The sequence below is a fragment of the Neisseria sp. P0014.S009 genome, from assembly GCF_051958155.1.
Classification (GTDB): Bacteria; Pseudomonadota; Gammaproteobacteria; order Burkholderiales; family Neisseriaceae; genus Neisseria; species Neisseria flavescens_C.
This window is the reverse complement of record NZ_JBQCVS010000004.1, coordinates 1-24,364: the sequence shown is the minus strand read 5'-3', so window position 1 is coordinate 24,364 and position 24,364 is coordinate 1. Positions and strand designations below refer to the sequence as shown.

Sequence of the window (24,364 nt, the reverse complement as noted above, 5' to 3'; positions counted from 1 at the left end):
ATCCCCCATCTCACGCCGCTTACGGTATAATACGCGTTTGTTTAAAGACTTTGCGGGGCGTTTCAGACGACCTTGCGGCAAGGGATGGCTATGAATATGAAAAAGATTGTTGCCGTTGCTTCTGTGGCGGCGTTGTTGGGCGGTTGCGCTTATGATTCTGACTCGGCGTTCGGCGGTTTGGGCGGCGGTACGGGTATCGGCGGCAGCGTGGTGAAAATGGCGGTCGATCACCAGTGCCGTTCGGAGTTGAACAAGCGCAATGAGTGGCGTTTGGTTGCGCTGACGATGAGCGCGGAAAAACAGCGCGAGTGGGAAGATAAAATCTGCGGCTGCGCGAGCGAGGAGGCGCCGAATCAGGTGTCCGCACAAGAGTTGATGGATGTTTTGAATCCTTCTTCGCGCGATCGGGCGATTGCGTCGGTAACGGTGAAAACCGTCAATGCTTGTTTCAAGCGTTTGTATAGATAATGTTTTTCAGACGAACTCTGTGTATCGGGGTTGTCTGAAAGTTTATAGTGGATTAAGGTCAGGATAGGGCGGCTTGCGGGATGGTTCGCAGGCGGGTTTCCTGTTTTGACCGGCAATATTTTTGTTTTTATAGAGAAGAAATCATGAAATACATCAGCACCCGCGGTGCAACCGCACGCAAGCAATTCAGCGAAGTTTTATTGATGGGTTTGGCTCCTGACGGCGGTTTGATGCTACCTGAGCAATACCCTCAAATCGACCGTGCTACTTTAGACCAATGGCGCACACTCAGCTATCCTGAGCTGGCGTTTGAAGTCATGAGCCTGTTTGCCACCGACATCCCTGCTGATGATTTACGCGACATCATCAACCGCACCTACACCGAAGAAGTATTCGGCACCAAAGCCATTACTCCGGTGCGTACACTTTCAGACGGCATCAAAATTCAAGCCCTCTCCAACGGCCCGACTTTGGCATTCAAAGACATGGCCATGCAATTCTTGGGCAATGCGTTTGAATATGTATTGAACAAAGAAGGCAAAGAACTCAATATTTTAGGCGCTACCAGCGGCGACACCGGCTCTGCCGCCGAATATGCCCTGCGCGGTAAAAAAAGCGTCAATGTCTTCATGCTGTCTCCGGAAGGCAAAATGAGCGCATTCCAACGCGCGCAAATGTTCAGCCTGCAAGATGCCAACATCCACAACATCGCCGTTGAAGGCATGTTTGACGACTGCCAAGACATTGTCAAAGCCGTACAAAACGATGCCGAATTCAAAGCCAAATACCACATCGGCACTGTCAACTCCATCAACTGGGGCCGTATCGTCGCCCAAGTCGTGTACTACTTCGCCGGTTATTTCAATGCCACTTCGAGCAATGACGAAAAAGTCAGCTTCTGCGTGCCAAGCGGCAACTTCGGCAATGTCTGTGCCGGACATATCGCTCGTCAAATGGGCCTGCCTATTCACCGCTTGATTGTCGCCACCAATGAAAACGACGTATTGGACGAATTTTTCAAAACCGGCGCATACCGCCCGCGCAACAGCGAACACACCCACGTTACTTCCAGCCCGTCTATGGATATTTCCAAAGCCTCCAACTTCGAGCGTTTTGTATTTGACCTGATGGACCGCGATGCAGACGAAATCAAAACCTTATGGGCTGAAGTAGGCTCCGGCAAAGGTTTCAATTTGGAATTTGTCTTAAACAAAGTACATCAACAATATGGCTTTGTTTCCGGCAAATCGACCCATGCCAACCGCCTTGCCACCATCAAACAGGTTTACAAACAAGACCGTGAATTGATTGATCCGCATACAGCCGATGGTGTCAAAGTAGCGCGTGAAGTACGCGAAACCGGCGAAACCATTGTCTGCCTCGAAACCGCATTGGCTGCCAAATTTGAAGCCACCATCCATGAAGCCGTCGGCGAAGTTTCCATCCCCCGCCCTGCCGCATTGGAAGGCTTGGAAAACCTGCCGCAACGTGTCCGTGTTGTCCCTAATAACGCAACGACAGTAAAAGACATCATTAAGGAAGCTTTGGCTTAACCGGTTGTCTTTGACGACTAAAAAGGCCGTCTGAAACTTTTTCAGACGGCCGCGACTGGTACTTGAGAAGTGGATAACATTATTGCCAATCCTACCTCATCACAGTCGTTCTTATTATAAAATCAAGGCGTTAAAACAATACCAACTCCTTTTGACTTTCAATTGCAAACATTGTAATGACAGATATTTTCGTTTAGAATTGCATGTTTGCTCTAAATCTGGATTGATATGCAGACAACACAAGCCACATCCAACTGGGAGCTGTACAAGCGTTTGCTTGGATATTTAAAAAGCTATTGGAAGATGTTTATCGTCTCCGTAGTGGCCATGCTGATTGTCGCCGGTACGATGCCGGCTTTCGGTTACTTGCTCAAACCTTTGATTAATGAAGGTTTTGTCGATAAAAACATGAAAAGCATGTCATGGTTGCCGCTGGCAATTGTGGCGCTGTTTTTCGTTCGCGGCCTGTTCAACTTCATTAATGAATATTGCACGACTTATCTGTCCAGCCACTTGGTGCAGCGCTTGCGCGGTGAAATGTTCAACAAAATGATGCACCTGCCGACTTCGTATTTCAGTAGCAATACCGGCGGCCGTCTGATGTCGCGCATTTTAAGCGACGTCAACCAAATTACCGATGCAGGATTTAACGTCATTACCGTGATCGCCAAAGACGGCGTGAGCGTGGTCGGCCTGTTGGGCTTACTGACTTATCTAAACTGGCGTTTGACCCTGATTACTTTTATTATTTTGCCGGTCGTCGCCGTATGTATCCAAACGGTCAGCAAACGCTTGCGCAAATTGTCTGCCAACAACCAAATTTATCTTGGCCAGCTGATGCAGGTTTTGGGCGAAAGCATTAATGGTGAACGCGTTGTAAAAATCTACGGCGGTCAGGATTATGAAAACCGCCGCTTCAACCGTATTGCCGACGATGTGCGCCGCAACCTGCTCAAACAGGTTTCCGCCAGCTCTGCCGGTACCGGCATTACGCAATTAATGGCTTCAGTTGCTCTGGCTGCAATTATTTACGCAGCAGCCCGCCAAGCAGGGCTTTCAGGATTTAGTGCAGGCGATTTTATGTCGTTTTTGTCTAGCATGATCATGATGTTTGACCCCATCAAACGCATGACCGGCGTGATGCAATCCCTGCAACGCGGTTTGGCGGCAGCTGAAAGTGTCTTCACCTTTTTGGATCAACCTGAAGAAAGCAACGAAGGCAAACAGATTCTCAGCCCAAACCCTGGCGATATCGAATTTTGCAATGTTGTACACCGCTATCCTGAAGCCGAACGCAACAGCTTGAACCACATCAACCTGCTTGTACCGCAAGGAAAAGTTACCGCATTGGTCGGCGCATCAGGCTGCGGTAAAACCACCTTGGCTAATATGTTGCCGCGCTTCCTTAATCCGGATGAAGGCAAGGTTTTGATTGGCGGCGTCAACATCAATGAATATACACTCGAAAGCCTGCGCAGCCGCATGGCTTTCGTCGGCCAAAACGTTGTCCTGTTTAATGGTACGATTGCTGAAAACATTGCCTATGCTCAAGCTGACAAATTCAGTGAAGAAGAAATTATCAATGCTGCAAAAGCCGCGAATGCTTGGGAATTTATCCAAAAAATGCCACAAGGCCTGCACACTGAAGTCGGCGAAAACGGTTTAAAACTGTCCGGCGGCCAACGTCAACGCCTCGCCATTGCGCGTGCACTTTTGAAAAATGCACCGATTTTGATTTTGGACGAAGCCACCAGCGCATTGGATAATGAATCTGAACGTTTGGTGCAAACCGCATTGGAAAATCTGATGCAAAACCGTACCACATTGGTGATTGCCCACCGACTTTCGACCATCGAAAAAGCCGACAATATTGTTGTCATGCACGAAGGCAATGTAGTCGAACAAGGTACTCATCATGAATTGATCAACGCAGGTGGACGCTATTCTGACCTGCACAGCCTCAGCGAAAAATCAGCCAAACCGGCAAGCAAATAGCTGAGCAGCACATTCCATTCTTTTTATTAACCTTGGCCGCCCCGACCTATCCTTTTCAGACGGCCTTATCCGACAGGAAATATCAATGGCAGCATTCAACACCCAGAAAGTCTTGTCCGTACACCACTGGACCGACGCTTACTTCACTTTCACCTGTACCCGTGACGAATCTTTGCGCTTTGAAAACGGCCAATTCGTCATGGTCGGCCTGATGGTAGACGGCAAACCGCTGATGCGCGCATACAGCGTGGCTTCCGCCAACTGGGAAGAGCATCTGGAATTTTTCAGTATTAAAGTACAAGACGGCCCATTGACCAGCCGCCTGCAACACCTTAAAGTCGGTGATGATGTCCTCATCAGTAAAAAACCGACCGGTACATTGGTTGCCGGCGACCTGAATCCGGGCAAACACCTCTACCTCTTGAGCACCGGTACCGGCATCGCCCCTTTCTTGAGCATTACCAAAGACCCTGAAATTTACGAGCAATTCGAAAAAATCATCTTGGTTCACGGCGTACGCTACAAAAAAGACTTGGCATACTACGACCGTTTTACCAAAGAATTACCCGAACACGAATACCTGGGCGACTTGGTTAAAGAAAAATTGATTTACTATCCGATTGTTTCACGCGAAGACTATGTACACCAAGGCCGTCTGACCGATTTGATGCGCAGCGGCAAACTCTTCGAAGACATCGGCCTGCCTAAAATCAATCCGCAAGACGACCGCGCCATGTTGTGCGGCAGCCCTGCTATGTTGAAAGACACCTGCAACGTCTTGGACGAATTCGGCCTGACCGTTTCTCCGAAAACCGGTGTCCGCGGCGACTACCTGATTGAGCGCGCATTCGTCGATCAATAACGTATCTCCGGCAACAGGCCGTCTGAAACCCTTCTTTCAGACGGCCTAAACCTTAATAATTTATCCCACATTATGCCTACTCTACTCATCATCCGTCCGTCCAACCGTCCGCAACAAGATATCCAAACCTGCCATGCAGCCGGTTGGCAGGCTCAGGTATTGAGTCCGATTGAAATAGAGGCGGATCGTTCGGCACTAAAAAAACTCCCCGAACAATTCAAGCAAGCCGATGTCGTGTTTTGGGTCAGCCCCACCGCTATTGAAACCGCAGCGCCGCACCTGAACTTTTCAGACGGCCCCAAAGCACACATTACCGTCGGCCAAACTAGCCAACATACTTTGGCACAATTCTCCCCCTATCCCGTATTCTCTCCCGAAGATGGCAACGACAGCGAAGCCGTCTTGAGAATGCCTATTTGGAAAAACCTGCCGCCCAACACCCGAGTTCTAATCATTCGAGGTCATGGCGGCCGTGATTTTCTGGCAGACAAACTGACCGAACTGGGTTTCCAAATCGACATCGCCGAAATCTATTTCAGACGGCCACACGCCATCGATTGGCAGCACTTTAAAACCGAAGACATCGCCGCCGCCTATATTACATCCGGCGAACTTGCGCGCGAATTTTTCCATCAGATTCCGCCGCAATTTTCCCGATTCTTCGAATCCTTGCTATACTTTACCCACCATCCGCGCATTGCCGATGCGCTTCGCATCGTCGGTGCTAAACATGTAGAAACCGTCACTTCTTTATCCGCTGCACTTTCATCCATGCCACAAAGGAGCCAAGTAGTGAACCCAGTCGAAGACAATAAAGATACCCAACAAGTTGCCAATACGGCAGCTCCGGCGCCTGAACGTTCTGAAAACACCAGGCCGTCTGAACAAAACAAACCTACCCAACCTCAGCGAGTGGAGGCGAGCATGCCCGAGTCCAACAATCTCCCACAAAACAATGCCCCTGTTATTATTAAACAATCCGGCAGCAAAGCCTTGGCCGCAGGTGCGATCGTCTTGGCACTGCTTGGCCTAGGCGCGAGCGGATTCCTGTTTGTACAGGGTCAAAATGTTTTAAAAAACCAAGAGCTCGAATTCAACCAAAAAATCGACAAAGCTGCGTTGGGCGAGTCTGAAAACGCCAGCCTTCTAAAAGACAACCTCAACCGCCAAACCGCTATTCAAGCCGAGTTAGACCGCCTGAACAACGGTCAAAAAAGCAATAGCGATCAAATCCTGCAAACGCAGAAAGCTTATCAAGAGCTGCTCAAAGGCCGTATCAACTGGCTGGTTGACGAAGCCGAATCCATGCTGAACACTGCTTCGCAACAATTGATGCTGTCAGGCAACCTTCAAGGCGCGGTCAGCGTATTGGAACACATTGACAGCCGCTTAAGCCGTTTTGAACAGCCTGAACTTATCCCTGTCAAGCAAGCCATCAGCAATGATTTGGCCGCGCTGAAAAACCGTCCTTATGTCGATATTTCCGCTACTGCCTTGCGTATCGACCGTCTGGAAACCGGTATTTCAGGCCTGCCTTTGGTTTTGGACGGCGTATTGAAACCGGGTGCCGCGCCTGTCGAAACCGCCAATTCAGGAACTTGGTGGGAAAACACATGGGAGAAATCCCTCAATGCCCTCAAAGGCTTGGTTGAAGTCCGTCATCTGGACAGCAACGATGCCATGTTGATTTCGCCCGAACAAACCTACTTCATCCGTGAAAACCTGCGCCTGCGCCTTTTGGATGCGCGCATTGCCCTGTTGCAACACAATGGCGAAGTGTATCAAAGCGATTTAAACAACGTTGAAGCAACTGTAAAACAATACTTCGACAGCAAATCCCCTGCTACGCAGTCATGGCTGAAAGAGTTGGCCGAACTCAAAGCCCTTGATGTCCGCATGATTTCAGACGACAGCCTGAAAGCCAGCTTGAGCGCCGTTCGCGCTTATCAAGAAGGTTCGCGTACACAAATGACGACCGAAGAAGCTACGCAAACCCAAGCTGCCGAGAAAACCGCTTCCGCTCCGGCTGCAACTACCGAGCAAGCCACAACTGCCGCACCGGCTGCCGCTTCTGCCCCTCAGTCTTTAGAAGCACCTGCATTGCCGTCTGAAAACAAAAAAGAACCGGCCGCCGAAGCTGCCAAACCACAAAACCAAACCAAGCCTGCTGCCAAAATTAAAGGAGAGCAAGCATGAAAACCGTCGTTTGGATTGTCATTCTGTTTGCCGCCGCCGTCGGTTTAGCGTTGGCTTCCGGCATTTATACCGGCAACGTGTACGTCGTGGTTGAACAAACCATGCTGCGTATCAATCTGCATGCCTTTGTTTTAGGCCTGCTATTGAGCGTATTCGTCTTGTATTTCCTGATTAAATTTGTGTTCGGCCTCTTGAACATTCCGGCACGTATGCAACGCTTCGGCATCGCCCGCAAAGGCCGTCAGGCTTCTGCCTCTTTGAACAGCGCAGGTTTGGCATATTTTGAAGGCCGTTTTGAAAAAGCCGAACAAGAAGCCGCCAAAGTCTTGCATAATAAAGAAGCAGGCGACAACCGTACTCTGGCTTTGATGTTGGGTGCGCACGCGGCCGACCAAATGGAAAACTTCGAATTACGCGACCGCTATCTGCACGAAATCGAACAGCTGCCACAAAAACAACAGCTTTCCCGTCATCTTTTGCTGGCTGAATCTGCACTGAGCCGCCGCGATTATCCGACTGCTGCACAAAACCTTGAAGCCGCAGCAAAAATCAATAGCAACTTAAGCCGCTTGGTCCGTCTGCAATTACGTTATGCCTTTGATCATGGCGATGCTTCAGATGTTTTGGCAAAAGCAGAAAAACTGGTCAAAGCCGGCGCCATCAACGATTACGAAGCCGAACAGTATCAAAATTGGGCATATCGCCGCCTCTTAAGCGAAGTAACCGATGCGGGCAGCCTGAAAGCTTGTTTGAAACACATTCCCGAAAGCGTGAAGTCTGGCGAATTGTGTGTCGTGATTGCCGAAAAATACGAGCGTTTGGGTTTGTATGCCGAGGCGGTCAAATGGGTCAAAACCCATTATCCGCAAACCCGCCAGCCCGAGCTTTTGGAAGCATTTGTCGAATCCGTACGTTTCCTAAGCGAGCGCGAGCAACAAAAAGCCATCGACTTGGCAGATTCTTGGCTGCAGGAACAACCCGACAATGCACCACTGTTGATGTATCTTGGCCAACTGGCTTACGGCCGCAAACTCTGGGGCAAAGCCCAAGGCTACCTCGAAGCCAGCATCGCCTTGCAACCCAGCGTATCCGCACATTTGGTCCTAGCGCGCGTGTTTGATGAAACCGACCAACCGCAAAAAGCGCAAGAACAACGCAATCTGGTTTTGGAAAGCGTAGCCGAAGAAGAACATCCGGCAGCACTCCCTCAACCCAATTGATGTACTGATTTCGCATTAAGTAACAGTATGAAATCTACAATAAAACCAACCATTTAATCATTTCAGACGGCCTCAATACATATCTAAGGCCGTCTAAACTTTGTCCAACACACCAAATCAGAAAGCCTATTTATCATGACTGCTCTGAAAAACGACACTTTCCTCCGCGCCCTGCTCAAACAGCCTGTCGAATACACGCCCATCTGGATGATGCGCCAAGCCGGACGCTATCTGCCTGAATACAAAGCCACACGCGCACGCGCAGGCAGCTTTCTCGATTTGTGTAAAAACACCGAGCTGGCAACCGAAGTTACCATCCAGCCTTTAGAACGTTTTGATCTGGACGCAGCGATTCTGTTTTCCGACATTCTAACCGTTCCCGATGCCATGGGTTTGGGCCTGTACTTTGCCGAAGGCGAAGGCCCCAAATTTGAACGCGCCTTGCAACATGAAGCGGATATCGCCAAACTGCAAGTTCCCGACATGAAAAAACTGCAATACGTCTTTGATGCCGTAACTTCCATCCGTAAAGCCCTTGACGGCCGCGTTCCACTCATCGGTTTCTCCGGCAGCCCGTTCACGCTCGCCTGCTACATGGTTGAAGGCGGCAGCAGCAAAGAATTCCGCACCATCAAAACCATGATGTATTCGCGTCCTGATTTGCTGCATAAAATCCTCGACACCAATGCCCAAGCCGTTACCGCCTACCTCAACGCCCAAATCGATGCCGGCGCACAAGCCGTACAAATTTTCGATACTTGGGGCGGCGTATTGAGCGATGCCGCATTTAAAGAATTCAGCCTGAAATACATCCGTCAAATCGTTGACGGACTCAAACGCGAAAGTGAAGGCCGCCGCGTGCCTGTTATCGTATTTGCCAAAGGCGGCGGCTTATGGCTGGAAAGCATGGCAGAAATCGGCGCAGACGCATTAGGCTTGGACTGGACCTGCAACATCGGCAAAGCCCGCCGTCGCGTCGGCGAACAAGTTGCCCTGCAAGGCAACTTCGACCCGTTTGCCCTCTTCGGCACACCGGAATCTATCCGCACCGAAGTCGCACGCATCCTTGCCGACTACGGCAACGGCAGCGGCCATGTATTCAACCTCGGACACGGTATCAACCAACACGCCGATCCGGAACACGCCAAAATTTTGGTCGATACCGTACATGAATTGTCCCGTCAGTATCACCGTTAATGGAAACAACGCAAAAGCCGTCTGAAAACAAAAAACACGATTATCGTGTGAATTTGTTTTCAGACGGTTTTTCTATATACTTAATATCTGAAGCTTAGCAGCTGACACCTTCAAACTTAAAAACACATCCACTCCCGCTACCGAATATGAATTTTTTAAAAGACATCACCTGGACCGAAATTTTCATCTTCGCCCACACCTGCGCCGCACTCGCCTGCATGCTGCGCGTGTTGTACAAACAAAAAAACATCGGCTCAACCTTTGCCTGGCTGATTATCCTCTTCCTTTTCCCTGTATTCGGAACCATCGCCTACATCCTTATCGGCGAGCCTCGTCTCGGCACGGCACGCGCCAAACGTACCGGCGAAATGAACCGCTTCTACCGCAACTTTGCCGCCACCCATCTAGCCGATATCTATCTCGACATTGCCGACCAAGTCAAATCACGTTACCACGGTATCAGTAAAGTTGCCGAAAAAGGAACGGGGCTGGGTGCCACCAAAGGCAACGCCATGAGCCTGCTCTCAACCACCGATGCCATCATCGACAGCATGCTTGCAGACATACGCGCCGCAACCCATTCCTGCCTGCTGGCTTTTTACATTATTGAGCCCAAAGGCCGCATCGAAGAAATTTTAAATGAAATTCTTGCCGCCACAGATCGAGGCGTTGACTGCGCCATTCTGGCCGATGCCGTCGGCAGCAGGAGTTTTTTTGAAAGCGATTGGGTAGAAATACTGCGCCAAGCAGGCGTTGAAGTACATACCTCATTGCCTGTCGGCATCTGGCGTACATTATTCACACGCACCGACCTGCGCAACCACCGCAAAATCCTTGTTATCGACAGAAAAATCGGTTACACCGGCAGTTTCAACCTTGTCGACCCGCGCTATTTCAAACAAAACTCCGGCGTCGGAGAATGGGTCGATGTCATGATGCGCTGTACAGGTCCTATGGTTTTGGAACTGTCTGCCGTCTTCTTCGCAGACCTTGCCGTCGAAACCGATGAAAACCTCCAAAACGTACAAACATACCTCAATCAAGCCCAGAGCCTGCTGCCCCAAATCCTTCCTGAAAAAATGCAACAAGGCGATATTGTTGCCCAAATCATTCCATCCGCCCCCGAGCAAGGCAGCTTCGTTATTTACGAAACCATCATCAGCGCCATCTATGCCGCCACCAAACAAATCACGATTACTACTCCCTACTTTGTCCCCGACGAGCCGCTTCTCATGGCATTAACCATTGCCGCCAAACGCGGTGTCAAAGTGACCCTGATACTGCCTGCCAAAGTCGATTCACTGATGGTGCGCTACGCCTCACGCGCCTACTACCCTATGTTGCTGGAAGCCGGTGTCAAAATCGCCATGTTTGAAGACGGTCTTCTGCATGCCAAAACCATGACCATTGACGAAGACTACTCCCTCTTCGGCACGGTCAACATGGACATGCGCAGTTTCTTCCTCAACCTCGAAATCAGTCTTGCCATCTACGATCGCGACACTACCAAACAAATCTGCCACCTGCAGCGCAGCTACCTTAAAAACAGCAGCTACATCGCCATCAAATCATGGCAACAACGCTCCAAACTCCGCGGCTTCGTGGAAAATGCCGTCCGCCTAATGAGCCCTTTGCTGTAAAAAATAAATATTTAGGCCGTCTGAAAAGTACTTTTCAGACGGCCTTTTAAATAAAACACTGATAGATAAAATTCTTTATTGACAGATATTCAAGCTATCCCTTCTCTCCCTCTCGGAAAAAGTAAGACTCAACCCATTTCCCAACCAAAGAATCTTTACTAAATTTAACTAAAATATAAACTAATTGATTTTTATAAAAATCCTATTAATTTGAGACTGGAATAAAACAAAATATATTTATTAATATCTATTAAGAATTTGATAATCATTATTATAACAATTAGAATAAACAGTCAATTTTTTACTTAGGAAAAATCATGAATAAGGTCTCCTCTCCTGTATTCCGTCTTAGTATCATTACACTCGCATTATCAACAAGCTTCGCTCATGCCGAAAATTTGCAACCCGCAGAAACTGCCGAGCTGAATGAAATTAAGGTCACCGGTACTGCCGTACCGACTCGTGTAACCCGCAACCAGCTCGACCGCGAAATTTCGACCGATTTAAAACAAGTCATGAAAGACCAAATCGGTATGGATGTCGGTGGCGGCAACGGCGTAGCACAGTTTTACAGCATCCGCGGCGTTGGTGAAGACAAAATTAACCTAGAAGTCGACAACACCAGCCAATCCACAAAAATCTTCCACCACCAAAGCCGCTTCCAGCTTGATCCTGCTTTGGTGAAAAGCATCAACGTCGAAAAAGGCACAGGCGCGGCAAGCGCAGGTTTGGGTGCGGTCGGCGGTACCATCCGCGTAACAACGGTTGACGCAAAAGACCTACTGACCGACGGCAAACCTTTCGGTTTCAAACTGGGAGCAGGCTTGAGCAGCAATAAAGGCTCAACCGGCAGCGCAGCGGTTTACGGCTATCAAAACGGCTTCGATGCCCTGTTTGCAGGCAACTTCCTCAACAACCGTGACTACAAAGACGGCAACGGCAATGTCAACCTCGGCAGTCATCTGAAACAGCACAGCTACCTCGCCAAACTCGGCTACGACTTCAACGACGACCACGGCATCCGCCTGACCTACCGTCAGGAATACCAAAAAGGGAACCGTACCGACAAAGCCGAGTTCCAAAACGTTGACAGCTACATCGGCGTGGACGGCACTTATCAAAAAGAGCAGACCTACAATCTGGAATACCGTGGCCGCAACGTCGGCTTTATCGACAAAATCGACGCCAACGTCTTCCAAATCAATACTGACGACACCAAACCGCCTAAAGGCGCTCCTTCTCCAAAAGCCCAAGCTTCCGGCACGGCGCAAGGCGGCGTTCCTATCGGTCAGCTTGAATTAAGCAAAATCAAAGCGACCGGCGCGAATCTGAACCTTGCCAGCTCTTTCGGCGACGGACACATGGTGAAATACGGCGTCAACTACCGCCACGAAACCTCAGATCCTTCCGACAAAGGCGCATGGCTGAAGATTCTCGGCCTGTATGACCGCGACAAAGAGAAAAAAGCCGAATACGGCGTGTACGCGGAAGGCATTTGGAACCTGCACCCCGTCACCCTGACCACCGGCCTGCGTTACGACCATTTCAAATACAACGCCGCCAGCAAACAAAGCGCGTCGCACGGTCAGCTCAACCCTAGCATCGGCGCGATTTGGGACATCAACGACAACTTCTCCCTCTTGGCAAACCTCAATCAGGCAAGCCGTGCGCCCCGCCTGAACGAAGCCCTGTTAGCTAACGAACGCGCAGGCGCCGCCGCCGATTTGGACAGCAACCTCAAAGCCGAAACCGCCCGCCGTGCCGAATTAGGCTTCAAATGGCGCAACGACAACTTCAACGTCAGTGGCAGCGTGTTCCACCAACGCATCAAAGACCTCATCGTCTATCGTTGGGCAAAAATCAACAACAACACCGCCTCCATCACCGAACGCGGCAAGATTTACAACGGCGGCACGCTCAAAACCTACGGCTACGAACTTGACGCATCCTACCGCTGGGGCGGCCTGACCGCGCGCGCCGGCGTGTCCTACGTCAAACCCCGTCTGAACGGCGAAATGTACTACGGCGAAAGCCCGATTCAAGCGGAAGACCACGAAAGCTCGTTCACCTTCTGGAACACCGGCCGCCAATGGCTAACCGGCCTGTCTTACCAGTTTGAAAACCCCAAACTCGAAATCGGCTGGCGCGGCCGCTACGCCCAAAGCGTGAAATACACCGACGTCGCCCGCGGACAAGGCACGATACACGGCAAGAAATCAGGCTACGGCGTACACGACATCTACGCCAACTGGCAGCCGCTGAAAAAAGACAACCTGAACGTCAACTTCGCCGTCAACAATATCGGCAACAAGCAATACCGTTCGCACAGCCAACGCTTCCCCGACGGCAACGGACGCGTGCCCTTCTACGAACGCGGCCGCGAGTTTGCCTTGGGCGTGAATTATCGTTTCTGATGATACGAACGACGTTATAAAGAAACCAAAGGCCGTCTGAAATTCAATTTTCAGACGGCCTTTTATAATTCGTAGACAATTTGATTATAAAGTATCTCCTCTCCCTTGCTAGTTACACAACGGATTATCCAGTCTTCAAATCTTCTCCATTGGGCTTCTTTTCCAAATCGGTCATGATTTGATTCCTTCTGAAAACTGACTACTTATTCTTCCAATATAAATAAGATCATCTCCAGTGCCGTCTGAAAAAATAAAGGCTGTATTTTTACATTTAACCATGCCGTTGGAGATTGATTCCATTTGTGTGTTTAAAAAATACAATGCAAATATTAATTACACTTTTGCTGTAAACCATTTGACAAAGTCATTTTTAGGAATATAATATTTCTCATATATGATTTTTGTTATATATATTTATTTATAGACAATTCATTCCGAAACAAGGAGCAATAAAATGAAACGAAACTTGGGTACTTTGGATCGCGTAATCCGTATTGTTATCGGCGTAGCACTGATTGCTGCAGCCGCTACCGGACAAATTGGCTGGTGGGGTTGGCTGGGCATCATCCCTCTGGGTACAGCACTGATTGGCAACTGCGCACTGTACAGCTTATTGGGCATCAACACCTGCCGCATCAACAAAAAATAACGAAGGCAAAACATGAGTACGATCGGACAACTCCTGCGAATTACGCCTTCCGAAGCAATCGCAAAAATCCGTGAGGGCGCGTTGGCAGTGGACATCCGAAGCCAAGCCGAATATCGGGGCGGGCATATTGGCGGCGCATTATCCCTTCCGCCTGAACAGCAGCGAGACAAACTGCCCGATGATACAGCCCCATGCCTGATTTTTTATTGCCTGAGCGGCAAACGTACAACACGGGCAGAAACAATATTGTCAGTACTTGGCCAAGGTCGAGAATGCTATATTTTAGAAGGCGGCTTACAGGCATGGAAAGCTGCAGGGCTTCTTATTGTTGCCAACCGTGCTGCACCAGACATCATACGGCAGGTGCAAACCATAGCGGGCAGTTTGATTCTGTTGGGCGTGCTGGCAGGTTGGCTGGTATCGCCTTGGTTTTATCTGATAGACGTGATGGTCGGCGCAGGCCTATTAACGGCCGGACTAACCGGATTCTGCGGCATGGCTCGCCTGCTGGCCAAAATGCCATGGAACCATTAAACAAAGGCCGTCTAAAAGTTGCTGCTGAGGCCATTATGACTGATAATTCGACCTCCTCATTTGCCGACAAGCGTGAAAAATGACCACTGCCGACAATCAACCGCCCTACGAAGAAGCCAGCGCTTTTCTCAAACTTCTGGCTAATCCTAACCGCCTCGCCGTATTGTGCAAACTACATGAAAGGCCGCACAATGTAACCGAGTTGGCTGAGTCATCCGGACTGCCGCAAGCGGCAATGTCCAGCCAATTAGCCCTATTACGTGAAGCCGGTTTAGTATCGTTTGAAGTGAACCATCGGGAACGGCAATATTACATTGCCGACCCCCGAGTTAACGAGATGATACAGCTGCTGTATTTTTTTTTCTGTGCAGGAAAAGATTGAAATGTGGTTGTACTGCCTTAGAAAGGCTATTCGGAAAATTAACCTAAAAGGTCGTCTGAAAATTTTTCAGACGACCTTTTTATACTGCTTCTGTATTTACACTTAAAGCACGCGTACGACACCCTACCTGCAGCTTTCATGCGGACTAATGCTTGCTGGTGATAAAGTTATTAAGGAATTTGTCAAATATGGAAAAGATTGAGAAATTTAAATCTGAATTATTGGATAACATCTTTGAGTACATTCAGTGTATATCCATTTTTGTCTATAAGAAAAAGATATATTATTTGATTGATTATAAGGAAAATTTCATATTAAATATGAAATTAGACTTAGATTTGGATTTTAAAAACGGTAATATTACGTTAGAACAATATCAGGATGAAATGAATAGTTATTATTACCGAAACGGCATCTGGCAGTTAACTAAGGACAATTTCGAAAGCTATCTTCAATCAGATTCGGTCGTCGTACTGGAAAAAGACGAATTGAAAGCGCTGATGTTACAGGGCTTTAATTTAGATGAAGCAGCAAGATTATATTCCGTTGTCGAGAACAAGTTGTCGTATGATGATCCTATTTCGGATTTTGGCCAACAAAGTGATTTCTTAAAAATCAATCAGATTTCTTCAAGATTACCGTTGTTCTATATTAATTTTGATACGGAAGTTTACCTTCATATGGATTGGGACAGATGTCATGAAGATTATGTCTATGATGGCTGGTTTTCTAAGGCAATGGACTTTGGGTATTTGATACCGGACGAATTTTGTTATTGGAAAATCGAAGGGCGGGATTATTGGAAATTTCGGCAATTATAAAAATAAACAAACGATACAAGTCGTAGTCTGCCCAAAACTTGAAGGTGGGGCTGAGGTGTGTACGAAGTTAGAAGGTTAGACAAGTGATATTTCGCATCATTTGATAAAAGGTCATCTGAAAGCCTGAAAATCGTTTCAGACGACTTTTTATTACGCTTAAAGCCCACGTTTGTGCGTGCCGTATACACTCTACTTACAGGTTTAATGCGGGCTAAGGCTTGCTTACACCCCTTCTAAAAATATTAAAAATTAAAAGCCACAGGAGATTCGAGATGTCGAGAGATATAGGTTTAAGTATTGATTTATCGATGAATAACAAAAAAATTTCTCGTTATGAAATACTGAAATATTTATGGGAGGGTGGTTGGCGTTTTCTCGATAATGGACAATTTACTTATTTGCTGCTTGGTAATGACGACTGGGATTGGAATTCGGCCTCTATGTCGGAACAAGAAATTTTTGATTTTTTAAAAATCAAAAGTAATTCGGATGAAGTTATCGGGTTTGTAATGACATGGTCTGATACCAATATCGGTGGAAACGTCTTATTTTTTCCTAATTTTGAATTCTTATTCAGCATTAATATCAATATTAAGGAAATTTATAATAAAATAGTGGATATAAACTGGTATCTAATTAAATTACTGCCTGTTTTTGACAAGAATGGCGTTCTATATAATTCTATTGTCTATAATGAATACAGATAATTGATGAAAATTTAAATGATGAAAAGCTAATAAATATAGCTAAATAATTGATTTTGTTCAGTTTTAAAAATTTGAGCAGCAAGTGTAGGTCGGATTCTCGAATCCGACAGCTTCATGCTACAAATTTTGGATAAGGAAAGGTCGTCTGAAAATTTTTCAGACGACCTTTTCTTCACTAGCCTCTACTTTGCTATCACTCTTTCTTTCAAAGTCTTCAACACATTCTTCACGGTGTTGATCCTGACTTCGATATTTTCCATCTCGGCTGTAAATCTTAACTTATCCGCCCCAGCGAGCCGATATTTTTTATCCGTCTGAATCAGCAGAATGATTTCTGTCGGGTCGATTTGGTGGTGTTTGCCGAAGGTAACGGTGACGGCTTCGCCGGTGGCGTCGATGGCGTCTATGCCCAATTCTTTTGCAGCGAGCCGCAGGTGGTGGCTTTCGATGAGGGTTTTGACAGGTTGTTCGGGCAGGCCGAAGCGGTCGACGAGTTCTTCGTGTATGGCGTTGATTTGCTGCACGGTTTCGCAGACGGCAAGGCGTTTGTAGAGGACGAGACGCTCATGAATGTCGGGGCAGTAGTCTTCAGGCAATAATGCCGGGCTGTGCAGTTTGATTTCGGTGGTAATGCCCAATGGCGCGTCGAGGTCGGGCTGGCGGCCTTTTTTAAGGTCGCGCACGGCTTGTTTGAGCATTTCGGTGTAGAGCGTGAAGCCGACCTGTATCATTTCGCCGGACTGTCCTTCGCCGAGGATTTCGCCTGCGCCGCGGATTTCCAAATCCTGCATGGCGAGGGTGAAACCTGCGCCGAGTTCGTCTGCCGCCGCAATGGCATCGAGGCGTTTTTCTGCGTCTTTGGTGATGTATTCGGGCGTGAGCAGGTAGGCGTAGGCTTGGTGGTGGCTGCGGCCGACGCGCCCGCGAAGCTGGTGCAGTTGCGCCAGCCCGAATTTGTCGGCGCGGTTGATGATGATGGTGTTGGCGTTGGGGATGTCGATGCCGGTTTCGATAATAGTGGAACAGAGCAACACGTTAAATCGTTGCTGCAAAAAGTCGCGCATGACTTGTTCCAGCTCGCGCTCGCGCAGTTGTCCGTGCGCCACGCCGATGCGGGCTTCGGGCAGCAGGGTTTCCAGCCGCTCGCGCATATTCTCAATCGTATCCACTTCATTGTGCAGGAAAAACACTTGTCCGCCGCGTTTGAGTTCGCGCAATACGGCTTCGCGCACGCTGCCTTCGCTGAAGGGTTTGACAAAGGTTTTGACGGCGAGGCGGCGGCTGGGCGCGGTGGTAATCAGCGAGAAGTCGCGCAGGCCTTCGAGCGCCATGCTGAGGGTACGTGGAATCGGCGTGGCGGTCATGGTGAGGATGTCGACATTGGCGCGCAGGCGTTTGAGCTGCTCTTTTTGGCGCACGCCGAAGCGGTGTTCTTCATCGATGATGACCAGCCCTAAGTTTTTGAATTTGATGTCATCCTGCACTAATTTGTGCGTACCGATAACGATATCGATCGTGCCGTCCGCCATGCCTTCCAGCGCAGCTTTGGTGGCTTTGCTGTTGTTGAAACGCGAAAGGCTGGCGACTTTCACGGGAAAATCGGCGAAACGGTCAGCGAAGTTTTGCGCGTGCTGCTCGACCAGAAGCGTGGTCGGGGCGAGTACGGCGACCTGTTTGCCGCCCATCACCGCCACAAACGCGGCGCGCAGGGCGACTTCGGTTTTGCCGAAACCGACATCGCCGCACACAAGGCGGTCCATCGGCTTCGCTTGTGTCAAATCTTTAATCACGGCGGCGATGGCGGCGGCCTGGTCTTCGGTTTCCTCGTAGCCGAAACCGTCGGCAAACGCCTGATAGTCCAACTCGTTGATTTCAAACTTGTGTCCCGATTGGGCGGCGCGTTGGGCGTAGAGGTTGAGCAACTCGGCGGCGGTGTCGCGCGCTTTTTCGGCGGCTTTGCGCTTCGCTTTGTTCCACGCGCCGCTGCCGAGCTTGTGCAAAGTAACGTTTTCATGCGCCTGACCGGAGTAGCGGCTGATTAAATGCAGCTGCGAAACAGGCACATAAAGCTGCGCTTCGCCCGCGTATTCAAGCAACATCATTTCGTTGGTTTCATCGCTCAAATCCATTGTGACCAAGCCCATATATCGGCCGATGCCGTGTTCTTCGTGTACAACAGGATCGCCGATATTGATTTCGGCAAGGTCGCGCAACAGGCCGTCTGAAACAGCGGCGTGTTTCTTACGATGATGTTTGCGCGAGCGGGCAACATATTGATAAAGATCGGATTCGGTAATGACCGAGATGTTTTGATCTTCTAATTTAAACCCGTATGCCAACGGCGCCACTGTAATCATCAGTGGCTCATGCGCCGACAAAAAGCCCTGCCAGTCGGACACGCTTTTGGCTTTTAAGCCGTTTTGCTGCAAGAAACCGAGCATGGTTTCGCGCCGTCCCAAACTTTCGGCGCACAACAAAATCCGTCCGTTAAAGGCCGTCTGAAAATCTTTCAATGCCTGCAACGGTTCATCTGCTTGGCGGTTGACGGCCACGTTTGGCAACGTATGTTCATCACCAAAAATATCCGGCAATACCTGAGCATAATTTTTCAGACGGCCTGCAAAAACATCAGCAGAGAGATACAAATGCTGTGGAAGCAAAGGCGGATAGGTTTCGTCTCCCTGCGCCATGGCATAACGCGATTTAACGTCGCTCCAAAAACAGTTTGCCTCGGCATGAACGTCGCCTAAAGAGACAAACAGCGCGTCTTCGCCGATATAGTCAAACAGCGTTTCCAGCTCGTTTTCAAAAAACAGCGGCAGATAATATTCCACGCCCGCGCCGAAGTGGCCGTTGCTGACGGCTTTGTACACAGCGGCATCGTTCGGATTGCCATCGACTTCTTCACGAAAGCGGCTGCGGAAAATCTTTTGCGCCTCGCTGTCGGTGGGGAACTCGTGTGCCGGCAGCAGGCGGATTTCGGAAACGGGGGAAATGGTGCGTTGCGTTTCGGTATCGAAGGTTTTGATGCTGTCGATTTCATCGTCAAACAAATCGATGCGGTACGGCATTTCGCTGCCCATCGGGAACAAATCGACTATACCGCCGCGCACGGCAAACTCGCCTGCCGCGACAACATGGGAAACATGGTTATAACCTGCATCCACCAAATCACTTTTCAGACGGCCTATATCCAAAGTCTGCCCCGTTTTCAGCCAAAATGTGCGTCCTGCCAGAAACGGCACGGGCGGCAGCTTCTGCATCGCCGTGGCAACCGGCACAAACAACACGTCCGCCGCGCCGCTCTTAATCTGCCACAACGCCGAGAGCCGCTCCGACACCAAATCCTGATGTGGCGAAAAACGCTCATAAGGCAGCGTTTCCCAGTCCGGCAGGAACACGGCCGTATCGTGCGGACGGAAAAACAACCAGGCCGTCTGAAGGCGTAGCGCCTGTTCCGCATCTTGGGTCAAGACAACCTTGAGCTGCTTATGCGGCAAATAACGCGCCAAAGCCAAGGGCAGCGAGCCTTGAGACAGATTGAGCCAACGGGATTTTTCACGGGGTTTGGGAATCGGGTAAGTCATGACAAAAAACAGTTTGTAATAAGTAAATACAAGCACCATAGGCCGTCTGAAAAGTTTTCAGACGGCCTTTAGCGATCAAATCAATTTTCAATTTTACTGGATACAGGTTTAAAAGAATATAAGGCCTTACATTCAGACGGCCACACCCGCCAGTTTTCCAATAAATCCGGTTATTACCAATGCCGCAACACCCCACAGGCACACGCGCAAAACAGCAGGAACGACAGGCGCGCCACCGAGTTTGGCGGAGGCATAGCCCAGTCCGGCCAGTCCGCACAAAGTGGAAACTGCCAAGGCCGGAACAATAGCACTAGAAGCCGTCAATGCGACCAGTAAAGGCAAAATTGCGCCGGCACAAAATGAAGCGGCAGAAGCCAGCGCGGCCTGCATGGGTTGGGCGACAGAGGTTTCGGTAATGCCGATTTCGTCGCGCGCGTGGGCGGCGAGCGCATCGTGTTCCATCAAGGCTTTGGCCACCTCTGCGGCGAGCGGGTCGGACAAACCACGGCGGCGGTAAATTTCCGTCAGTTCTTCCAACTCCGCATCAGGATTATTTGCCAATTCGTGGCGTTCTTTGTGCAAATCGGCTTTTTCCGTATCCGATTGGCTGGACACGGAAACATACTCCCCCGCCGCCATTGACACCGCGCCCCCGATAAGCGCCGAAACGCCCGTCAACAGCAGGGTTTGGAAATCTGGCGCGGCAGCGGCTACGCCCGTCAACAGCGAGGCAGTGGAAATCAGGCCGTCATTGGCACCCAATACGCTTGCCCGAAGCCAGTTGTTGCGGTCGCTGAAATGGCGTTCGTTGTGGTGTGAATACATATATGCTCCGATAAATTGGCTGTTTCCAGATGATGATAACATTGTATTGTTTTTTGAAATCCATGTCAGTTTATCCCTTCAGATCAAGCATTCTTAAATCTTTCTACTGCCATTTCAAACCATAAAAACCAATACTCCTCTTTGGATTTTTTCAGACGGCCTTAACGCTTTTACAAGCAAATTTATTGTTCTAAGTCATGGCATTATCACAAGGCAGTTTTGTGCTGCTTGGTTTATCCGCTTAAAGATGCTATCTTTATGAATCTTTCCACTCCTCAATCCATTGAAAGGATGTATCATGGCCGAAGAAAACAAAATCAAAGTAAACGATTTGCCTGAAGATAAAAAAGAGCAAACCGAAGAAACCGAGCTGCCCGTTATCAACAACGAAGAAAAACGCGGCGGTCATGGCGAAGGCGGTTGCTGCGGCGCATGCGGCGGCTAATCTTCCCGACAAAGCCTCCGAGGCCGTCTGAAAAGTCTTACTTTTCAGACGGCCTTTTCCTTTCTAAACACTTACAGGTAAATCAATGAAAGGATGCGGGAGAAGAATTTAAACCCAACCGCGTTTGTGCTACATTCACATCTTTACAAACCACAACAATCTGCACACGCAGACACACAAGGAAGAAAAAAATGTTTTGGTATATCGTTGGTTTTTTCGCCTTCATCGTTTCCCTGCTTTCCCTTTGGGTCAATGCCAGCGCATTCGGCATGGAAGAGGATGGCACGCCGCAATCCGAATATGAAAAAATGTTGGGTTTGGGTGCGAAATTGAAAGATAAAGAGACAGCTGCAAAAGAGCGTGAAGCGGCGCGCTTTCATCCTGACGATTAAGCCTTATTAACTGGACAATCTTGCCGAACTGGGCTAATGTTCCAAACGCATAATGCACACTAACACAACTATACGAGAAGGTAAGAGAAATGACTGTACGAATCGAACACGATTTATTGGGCGACCGCGAGATCCCTGCTGAAGTATATTGGGGCATCCATACTTTGCGCGCCATTGAAAACTTTAAAATTTCCACGCAAAAAATTTCCGACGTACCGCAATTTGTCCGCAGCATGGTCATGGTTAAAAAAGCCACTGCGCAAGCCAACGGCGCATTAGGTGCCATCAAGCCGGAAATCGCGGCCGCCATCGAAAAAGCCTGCGATGAAGTATTGGTCAAAGGCCGCTGCCTCGACCAATTCCCGTCCGACGTTTATCAAGGCGGCGCCGGTACTTCGGTCAACATGAATACCAACGAAGTCATTGCCAATCTCGCATTGGAAGTCTTGGGTCACGAAAAAGGCCACTACGACATCGTCAATCCGATGGACCATGTCAACGCCAGCCAATCCACCAACGACGCCTACCCTACCGGCTTCCGCCTTGCCGTGTATTACAGCATCGGCGAATTGCTCGACAAACTGGCTATCCTGAAAAATGCCTTTGCCGCCAAAGCCGAAGAATTTAAAGACGTTTTGAAAATGGGCCGCACCCAGCTTCAAGATGCTGTACCAATGACTGCCGGTCAAGAATTCCAGTCTTTCCAAGTGTTGCTGGAAGAAGAAATCCTCAACCTCGACCGCACCCGCTCCCTGCTGCTTGAAGTCAACCTCGGCGCCACCGCCATCGGTACCGGCGTGAATACGCCTAAAGGCTATGCGGCTTTGGTCGTTGAGAAACTCTCCGAAGTCAGCGGCCTGCCTTGCAAACTGACTGAAAACCTGATCGAAGCGACCTCCGACTGCGGCGCATATGTGATGGTACACGGCGCATTGAAACGCACAGCCGTCAAACTGTCCAAAATCTGTAACGACTTGCGCCTGCTCTCTTCCGGCCCGCGCGCCGGTTTGAAAGAAATCAACCTGCCTGAATTGCAGGCCGGTTCTTCCATCATGCCTGCCAAAGTCAATCCTGTGATTCCTGAAGTCGTCAACCAAGTCTGCTTCAAAGTCATCGGCAACGACACCACCATCACTTTCGCAGCCGAAGCAGGTCAGTTGCAGCTGAACGTTATGGAGCCGGTCATCGCCCAATGTATGTTTGAAACCATTTCCCTCTTGGGCAACGCCGCGGTCAACCTGGCCGACAAATGCGTCAAAGGCATTACGGTCAACCGCGAAATCTGCGAACACTATGTCTTCAACTCCATCGGTTTGGTCACTTATCTGAACCCATACATCGGCCACCGCAATGGCGACTTGGTCGGCAAAATCTGCGCCCAAACCGGCAAAGGCGTGCGCGAAGTCGTACTGGAGCGCGGCCTGTTGAGCGAAGAAGAACTCAACCGCATCCTCTCCCCAGAAAACCTGATTAATCCTCATCTGTAATCAGGATTTGAAATCAAAGGCCGTCTGAAACTTTAAACGTTTAAAGTTTCAGACGGCCTTTCGCATTGATATTGATATTTATCGAATTTTTTTGCGAAATTCAGAATTAAAAGATAGCCTGACCGTCAGGTTTGATTTAACATGGTGTTGCCCCAGCCTGTTTCTTCCTTAAGGTTATGCCGGTAATGATACCTCAAAAGGAACCGGATATTGGAATAACATCTTCATTTATTAGGAAAACCAGATGAATCAAATTACACGCGAACAAATGCTGCAAGTATTCGAAAATCGCTGCTCCACCCGTTATTACGATCCCAACAAAAAAATCAGCCAAGAAGATTTTGCAGCGATTTTAGAATTTGCCCACCTCTCGCCCAGCTCTGTCGGCTCCGAGCCATGGAAATTCTTGGTGATTCAAAACAAAGCCCTGCGTGAGAAAATCAAGCCTTTCAGCTGGGGGATGCAATCGCAACTGGACGACTGCAGCCATCTGGTGATTATCCTTGCCAAGAAAAATGCCCGTTACGATACCCCGTTCTTCCGCAGTGTTGCCGAACGCAGGGGCCTACAAGGAGAGCAACTGGAAAAAGCGCTGGCAAGATACAAAAGCTTCCAAGAAACCGACATTAAAATTGCCGACGACCAACGCGCACTCTTTGACTGGAGCGGCAAGCAGACCTATATTGCTTTGGCCAATATGCTCACAGGCGCAGCGGCCATCGGCATCGATTCCTGCCCAATCGAAGGCTTCAACTACGACAAAATGAACGAAGTATTGGCAGCAGAAGGCCTGTTTGATACCAACGAATGGGGCGTATCCGTAGCGGCAACATTCGGCTATCGTGCCAAAGAAATCACTAAAAAATCACGCAAACCGCTTGAAGAAATGGTGACTTGGGTCGAATAAGCAGTTTGAGACCTTTGCAAAAAAGCCCTTCCTTCGACAGCTGAAACTCCAAAACAGGTTTTCGTCTATTTCCGCTCCTAATT

At 49.1% G+C, this 24,364-nt stretch carries 20 protein-coding genes and 1 pseudogene; 19 read left to right on the top strand and 2 right to left on the bottom strand.

Annotation, left to right across the window (positions count from 1 at the left end):
- Positions 1-96: 96 nt before the first annotated feature.
- The 15 genes and pseudogenes from ACTHS4_RS04560 (at position 97) to ACTHS4_RS04490 (ending at position 16,638) form a co-directional block, all read left to right on the top strand.
- Entirely contained in the window at positions 97-468 is a 372-nt protein-coding gene (locus tag ACTHS4_RS04560; protein WP_070827040.1) for a hypothetical protein, read from the top strand.
- 143 nt (positions 469-611) lie between these two features.
- Positions 612-2,021, top strand: a complete 1,410-nt coding sequence (gene thrC, locus ACTHS4_RS04555) for a threonine synthase (protein ID WP_440365544.1) — start codon at positions 612-614, stop codon at positions 2,019-2,021.
- A 228-nt stretch (positions 2,022-2,249) separates the two neighbouring features.
- Entirely contained in the window at positions 2,250-4,016 is a 1,767-nt protein-coding gene (gene msbA / locus ACTHS4_RS04550; protein WP_070826913.1) for a lipid A export permease/ATP-binding protein MsbA, read from the top strand.
- An 85-nt stretch (positions 4,017-4,101) separates the two neighbouring features.
- Positions 4,102-4,878 carry a ferredoxin--NADP reductase gene (locus ACTHS4_RS04545; protein ID WP_070826912.1) on the top strand — a complete coding sequence of 259 codons (777 nt, stop codon included), beginning with the start codon at positions 4,102-4,104 and terminating at the stop codon, positions 4,876-4,878.
- Positions 4,879-4,950: 72 nt separating this feature from the next.
- Positions 4,951-5,586: pseudogene (locus tag ACTHS4_RS04540) on the top strand (uroporphyrinogen-III synthase); the annotation flags it as partial.
- Positions 5,587-5,802: 216 nt separating this feature from the next.
- Positions 5,803-7,074, top strand: a complete 1,272-nt coding sequence (locus ACTHS4_RS04535; protein WP_371460117.1) for a uroporphyrinogen-III C-methyltransferase — start codon at positions 5,803-5,805, stop codon at positions 7,072-7,074.
- On the top strand, positions 7,071-8,294 hold the full coding sequence (locus ACTHS4_RS04530) for a heme biosynthesis protein HemY (RefSeq protein ID WP_371460087.1): 1,224 nt from the start codon (positions 7,071-7,073) through the stop codon (positions 8,292-8,294). Before ACTHS4_RS04535 ends, ACTHS4_RS04530 begins: the two co-directional genes overlap by 4 nt.
- A gap of 135 nt (positions 8,295-8,429) precedes the next feature.
- Positions 8,430-9,491, top strand: coding sequence for a uroporphyrinogen decarboxylase (gene hemE, locus ACTHS4_RS04525; RefSeq protein ID WP_314513497.1), 1,062 nt, complete (start codon positions 8,430-8,432; stop codon positions 9,489-9,491).
- Positions 9,492-9,637: 146 nt separating this feature from the next.
- On the top strand, positions 9,638-11,131 hold the full coding sequence (gene cls / locus ACTHS4_RS04520; protein ID WP_371460088.1) for a cardiolipin synthase: 1,494 nt from the start codon (positions 9,638-9,640) through the stop codon (positions 11,129-11,131).
- Between the two features lie 317 nt (positions 11,132-11,448).
- Entirely contained in the window at positions 11,449-13,545 is a 2,097-nt protein-coding gene (locus tag ACTHS4_RS04515; protein WP_070826904.1) for a TonB-dependent receptor plug domain-containing protein, read from the top strand.
- Positions 13,546-13,999: 454 nt separating this feature from the next.
- Positions 14,000-14,194, top strand: a complete 195-nt coding sequence (locus ACTHS4_RS04510) for a YgaP family membrane protein (protein WP_003685761.1) — start codon at positions 14,000-14,002, stop codon at positions 14,192-14,194.
- A gap of 12 nt (positions 14,195-14,206) precedes the next feature.
- Positions 14,207-14,728, top strand: coding sequence for a rhodanese-like domain-containing protein (locus ACTHS4_RS04505; protein ID WP_070826902.1), 522 nt, complete (start codon positions 14,207-14,209; stop codon positions 14,726-14,728).
- 79 nt (positions 14,729-14,807) lie between these two features.
- Positions 14,808-15,110, top strand: coding sequence for an ArsR/SmtB family transcription factor (locus ACTHS4_RS04500; protein WP_070826901.1), 303 nt, complete (start codon positions 14,808-14,810; stop codon positions 15,108-15,110).
- 188 nt (positions 15,111-15,298) lie between these two features.
- Positions 15,299-15,931, top strand: a complete 633-nt coding sequence (locus ACTHS4_RS04495; RefSeq protein WP_070826899.1) for a hypothetical protein — start codon at positions 15,299-15,301, stop codon at positions 15,929-15,931.
- 272 nt (positions 15,932-16,203) lie between these two features.
- Positions 16,204-16,638, top strand: coding sequence for a hypothetical protein (locus ACTHS4_RS04490; protein ID WP_234395431.1), 435 nt, complete (start codon positions 16,204-16,206; stop codon positions 16,636-16,638).
- A gap of 182 nt (positions 16,639-16,820) precedes the next feature.
- Here ACTHS4_RS04490 and mfd read toward each other — a convergent pair whose 3' ends face one another.
- Together mfd and ACTHS4_RS04480 are read right to left on the bottom strand one after the other, a co-directional pair.
- The gene (gene mfd, locus ACTHS4_RS04485) at positions 16,821-20,225 is read right to left on the bottom strand and encodes a transcription-repair coupling factor (RefSeq protein WP_440365575.1); all 3,405 of its coding nucleotides are present in this window, start codon (positions 20,223-20,225) and stop codon (positions 16,821-16,823) included.
- A 132-nt stretch (positions 20,226-20,357) separates the two neighbouring features.
- Complete coding sequence (locus ACTHS4_RS04480) at positions 20,358-21,050, bottom strand: VIT1/CCC1 transporter family protein (protein WP_070826898.1); 693 nt, start codon at positions 21,048-21,050, stop codon at positions 20,358-20,360.
- Positions 21,051-21,348: 298 nt separating this feature from the next.
- Between ACTHS4_RS04480 and ACTHS4_RS04475 the strand changes: the two genes are divergently transcribed.
- The 4 genes from ACTHS4_RS04475 (at position 21,349) to ACTHS4_RS04460 (ending at position 24,281) form a co-directional block, all read left to right on the top strand.
- Entirely contained in the window at positions 21,349-21,495 is a 147-nt protein-coding gene (locus tag ACTHS4_RS04475; protein ID WP_049336812.1) for a hypothetical protein, read from the top strand.
- 191 nt (positions 21,496-21,686) lie between these two features.
- Entirely contained in the window at positions 21,687-21,887 is a 201-nt protein-coding gene (locus tag ACTHS4_RS04470) for a hypothetical protein (protein ID WP_003746297.1), read from the top strand.
- Positions 21,888-21,976: 89 nt separating this feature from the next.
- A complete protein-coding gene (gene aspA, locus ACTHS4_RS04465) occupies positions 21,977-23,374 on the top strand; it encodes an aspartate ammonia-lyase (RefSeq protein WP_070625709.1) in 1,398 nt (465 codons plus the stop codon).
- A gap of 244 nt (positions 23,375-23,618) precedes the next feature.
- Positions 23,619-24,281 (top strand): NAD(P)H-dependent oxidoreductase, encoded by a 663-nt coding sequence (locus ACTHS4_RS04460; RefSeq protein WP_440365543.1) that lies wholly within the window; start codon positions 23,619-23,621, stop codon positions 24,279-24,281.
- The last annotated feature ends 83 nt before the right edge of the window (positions 24,282-24,364 follow it).

Excerpts from the sequence above, each read along its gene's own strand:
- cls (WP_371460088.1), top strand. The coding sequence starts at position 9,638 with ATGAATTTTTTAAAAGACATCACCTGGACCGAAATTTTCATCTTCGCC.
- ACTHS4_RS04475 (WP_049336812.1), top strand. The coding sequence starts at position 21,349 with ATGGCCGAAGAAAACAAAATCAAAGTAAACGATTTGCCTGAAGATAAA.
- ACTHS4_RS04560 (WP_070827040.1), top strand. The coding sequence starts at position 97 with ATGAAAAAGATTGTTGCCGTTGCTTCTGTGGCGGCGTTGTTGGGCGGT.
- ACTHS4_RS04460 (WP_440365543.1), top strand. The coding sequence starts at position 23,619 with ATGAATCAAATTACACGCGAACAAATGCTGCAAGTATTCGAAAATCGC.
- ACTHS4_RS04500 (WP_070826901.1), top strand. The coding sequence starts at position 14,808 with ATGACCACTGCCGACAATCAACCGCCCTACGAAGAAGCCAGCGCTTTT.
- ACTHS4_RS04530 (WP_371460087.1), top strand. The coding sequence starts at position 7,071 with ATGAAAACCGTCGTTTGGATTGTCATTCTGTTTGCCGCCGCCGTCGGT.
- ACTHS4_RS04495 (WP_070826899.1), top strand. The coding sequence starts at position 15,299 with ATGGAAAAGATTGAGAAATTTAAATCTGAATTATTGGATAACATCTTT.
- msbA (WP_070826913.1), top strand. The coding sequence starts at position 2,250 with ATGCAGACAACACAAGCCACATCCAACTGGGAGCTGTACAAGCGTTTG.
- mfd (WP_440365575.1), bottom strand. The coding sequence starts at position 20,225 with ATGACTTACCCGATTCCCAAACCCCGTGAAAAATCCCGTTGGCTCAAT.
- aspA (WP_070625709.1), top strand. The coding sequence starts at position 21,977 with ATGACTGTACGAATCGAACACGATTTATTGGGCGACCGCGAGATCCCT.
- hemE (WP_314513497.1), top strand. The coding sequence starts at position 8,430 with ATGACTGCTCTGAAAAACGACACTTTCCTCCGCGCCCTGCTCAAACAG.
- ACTHS4_RS04515 (WP_070826904.1), top strand. The coding sequence starts at position 11,449 with ATGAATAAGGTCTCCTCTCCTGTATTCCGTCTTAGTATCATTACACTC.
- ACTHS4_RS04505 (WP_070826902.1), top strand. The coding sequence starts at position 14,207 with ATGAGTACGATCGGACAACTCCTGCGAATTACGCCTTCCGAAGCAATC.
- ACTHS4_RS04545 (WP_070826912.1), top strand. The coding sequence starts at position 4,102 with ATGGCAGCATTCAACACCCAGAAAGTCTTGTCCGTACACCACTGGACC.
- ACTHS4_RS04535 (WP_371460117.1), top strand. The coding sequence starts at position 5,803 with ATGCCCGAGTCCAACAATCTCCCACAAAACAATGCCCCTGTTATTATT.
- ACTHS4_RS04490 (WP_234395431.1), top strand. The coding sequence starts at position 16,204 with ATGTCGAGAGATATAGGTTTAAGTATTGATTTATCGATGAATAACAAA.
- ACTHS4_RS04470 (WP_003746297.1), top strand. The coding sequence starts at position 21,687 with ATGTTTTGGTATATCGTTGGTTTTTTCGCCTTCATCGTTTCCCTGCTT.
- ACTHS4_RS04510 (WP_003685761.1), top strand. The coding sequence starts at position 14,000 with ATGAAACGAAACTTGGGTACTTTGGATCGCGTAATCCGTATTGTTATC.
- thrC (WP_440365544.1), top strand. The coding sequence starts at position 612 with ATGAAATACATCAGCACCCGCGGTGCAACCGCACGCAAGCAATTCAGC.
- ACTHS4_RS04480 (WP_070826898.1), bottom strand. The coding sequence starts at position 21,050 with ATGTATTCACACCACAACGAACGCCATTTCAGCGACCGCAACAACTGG.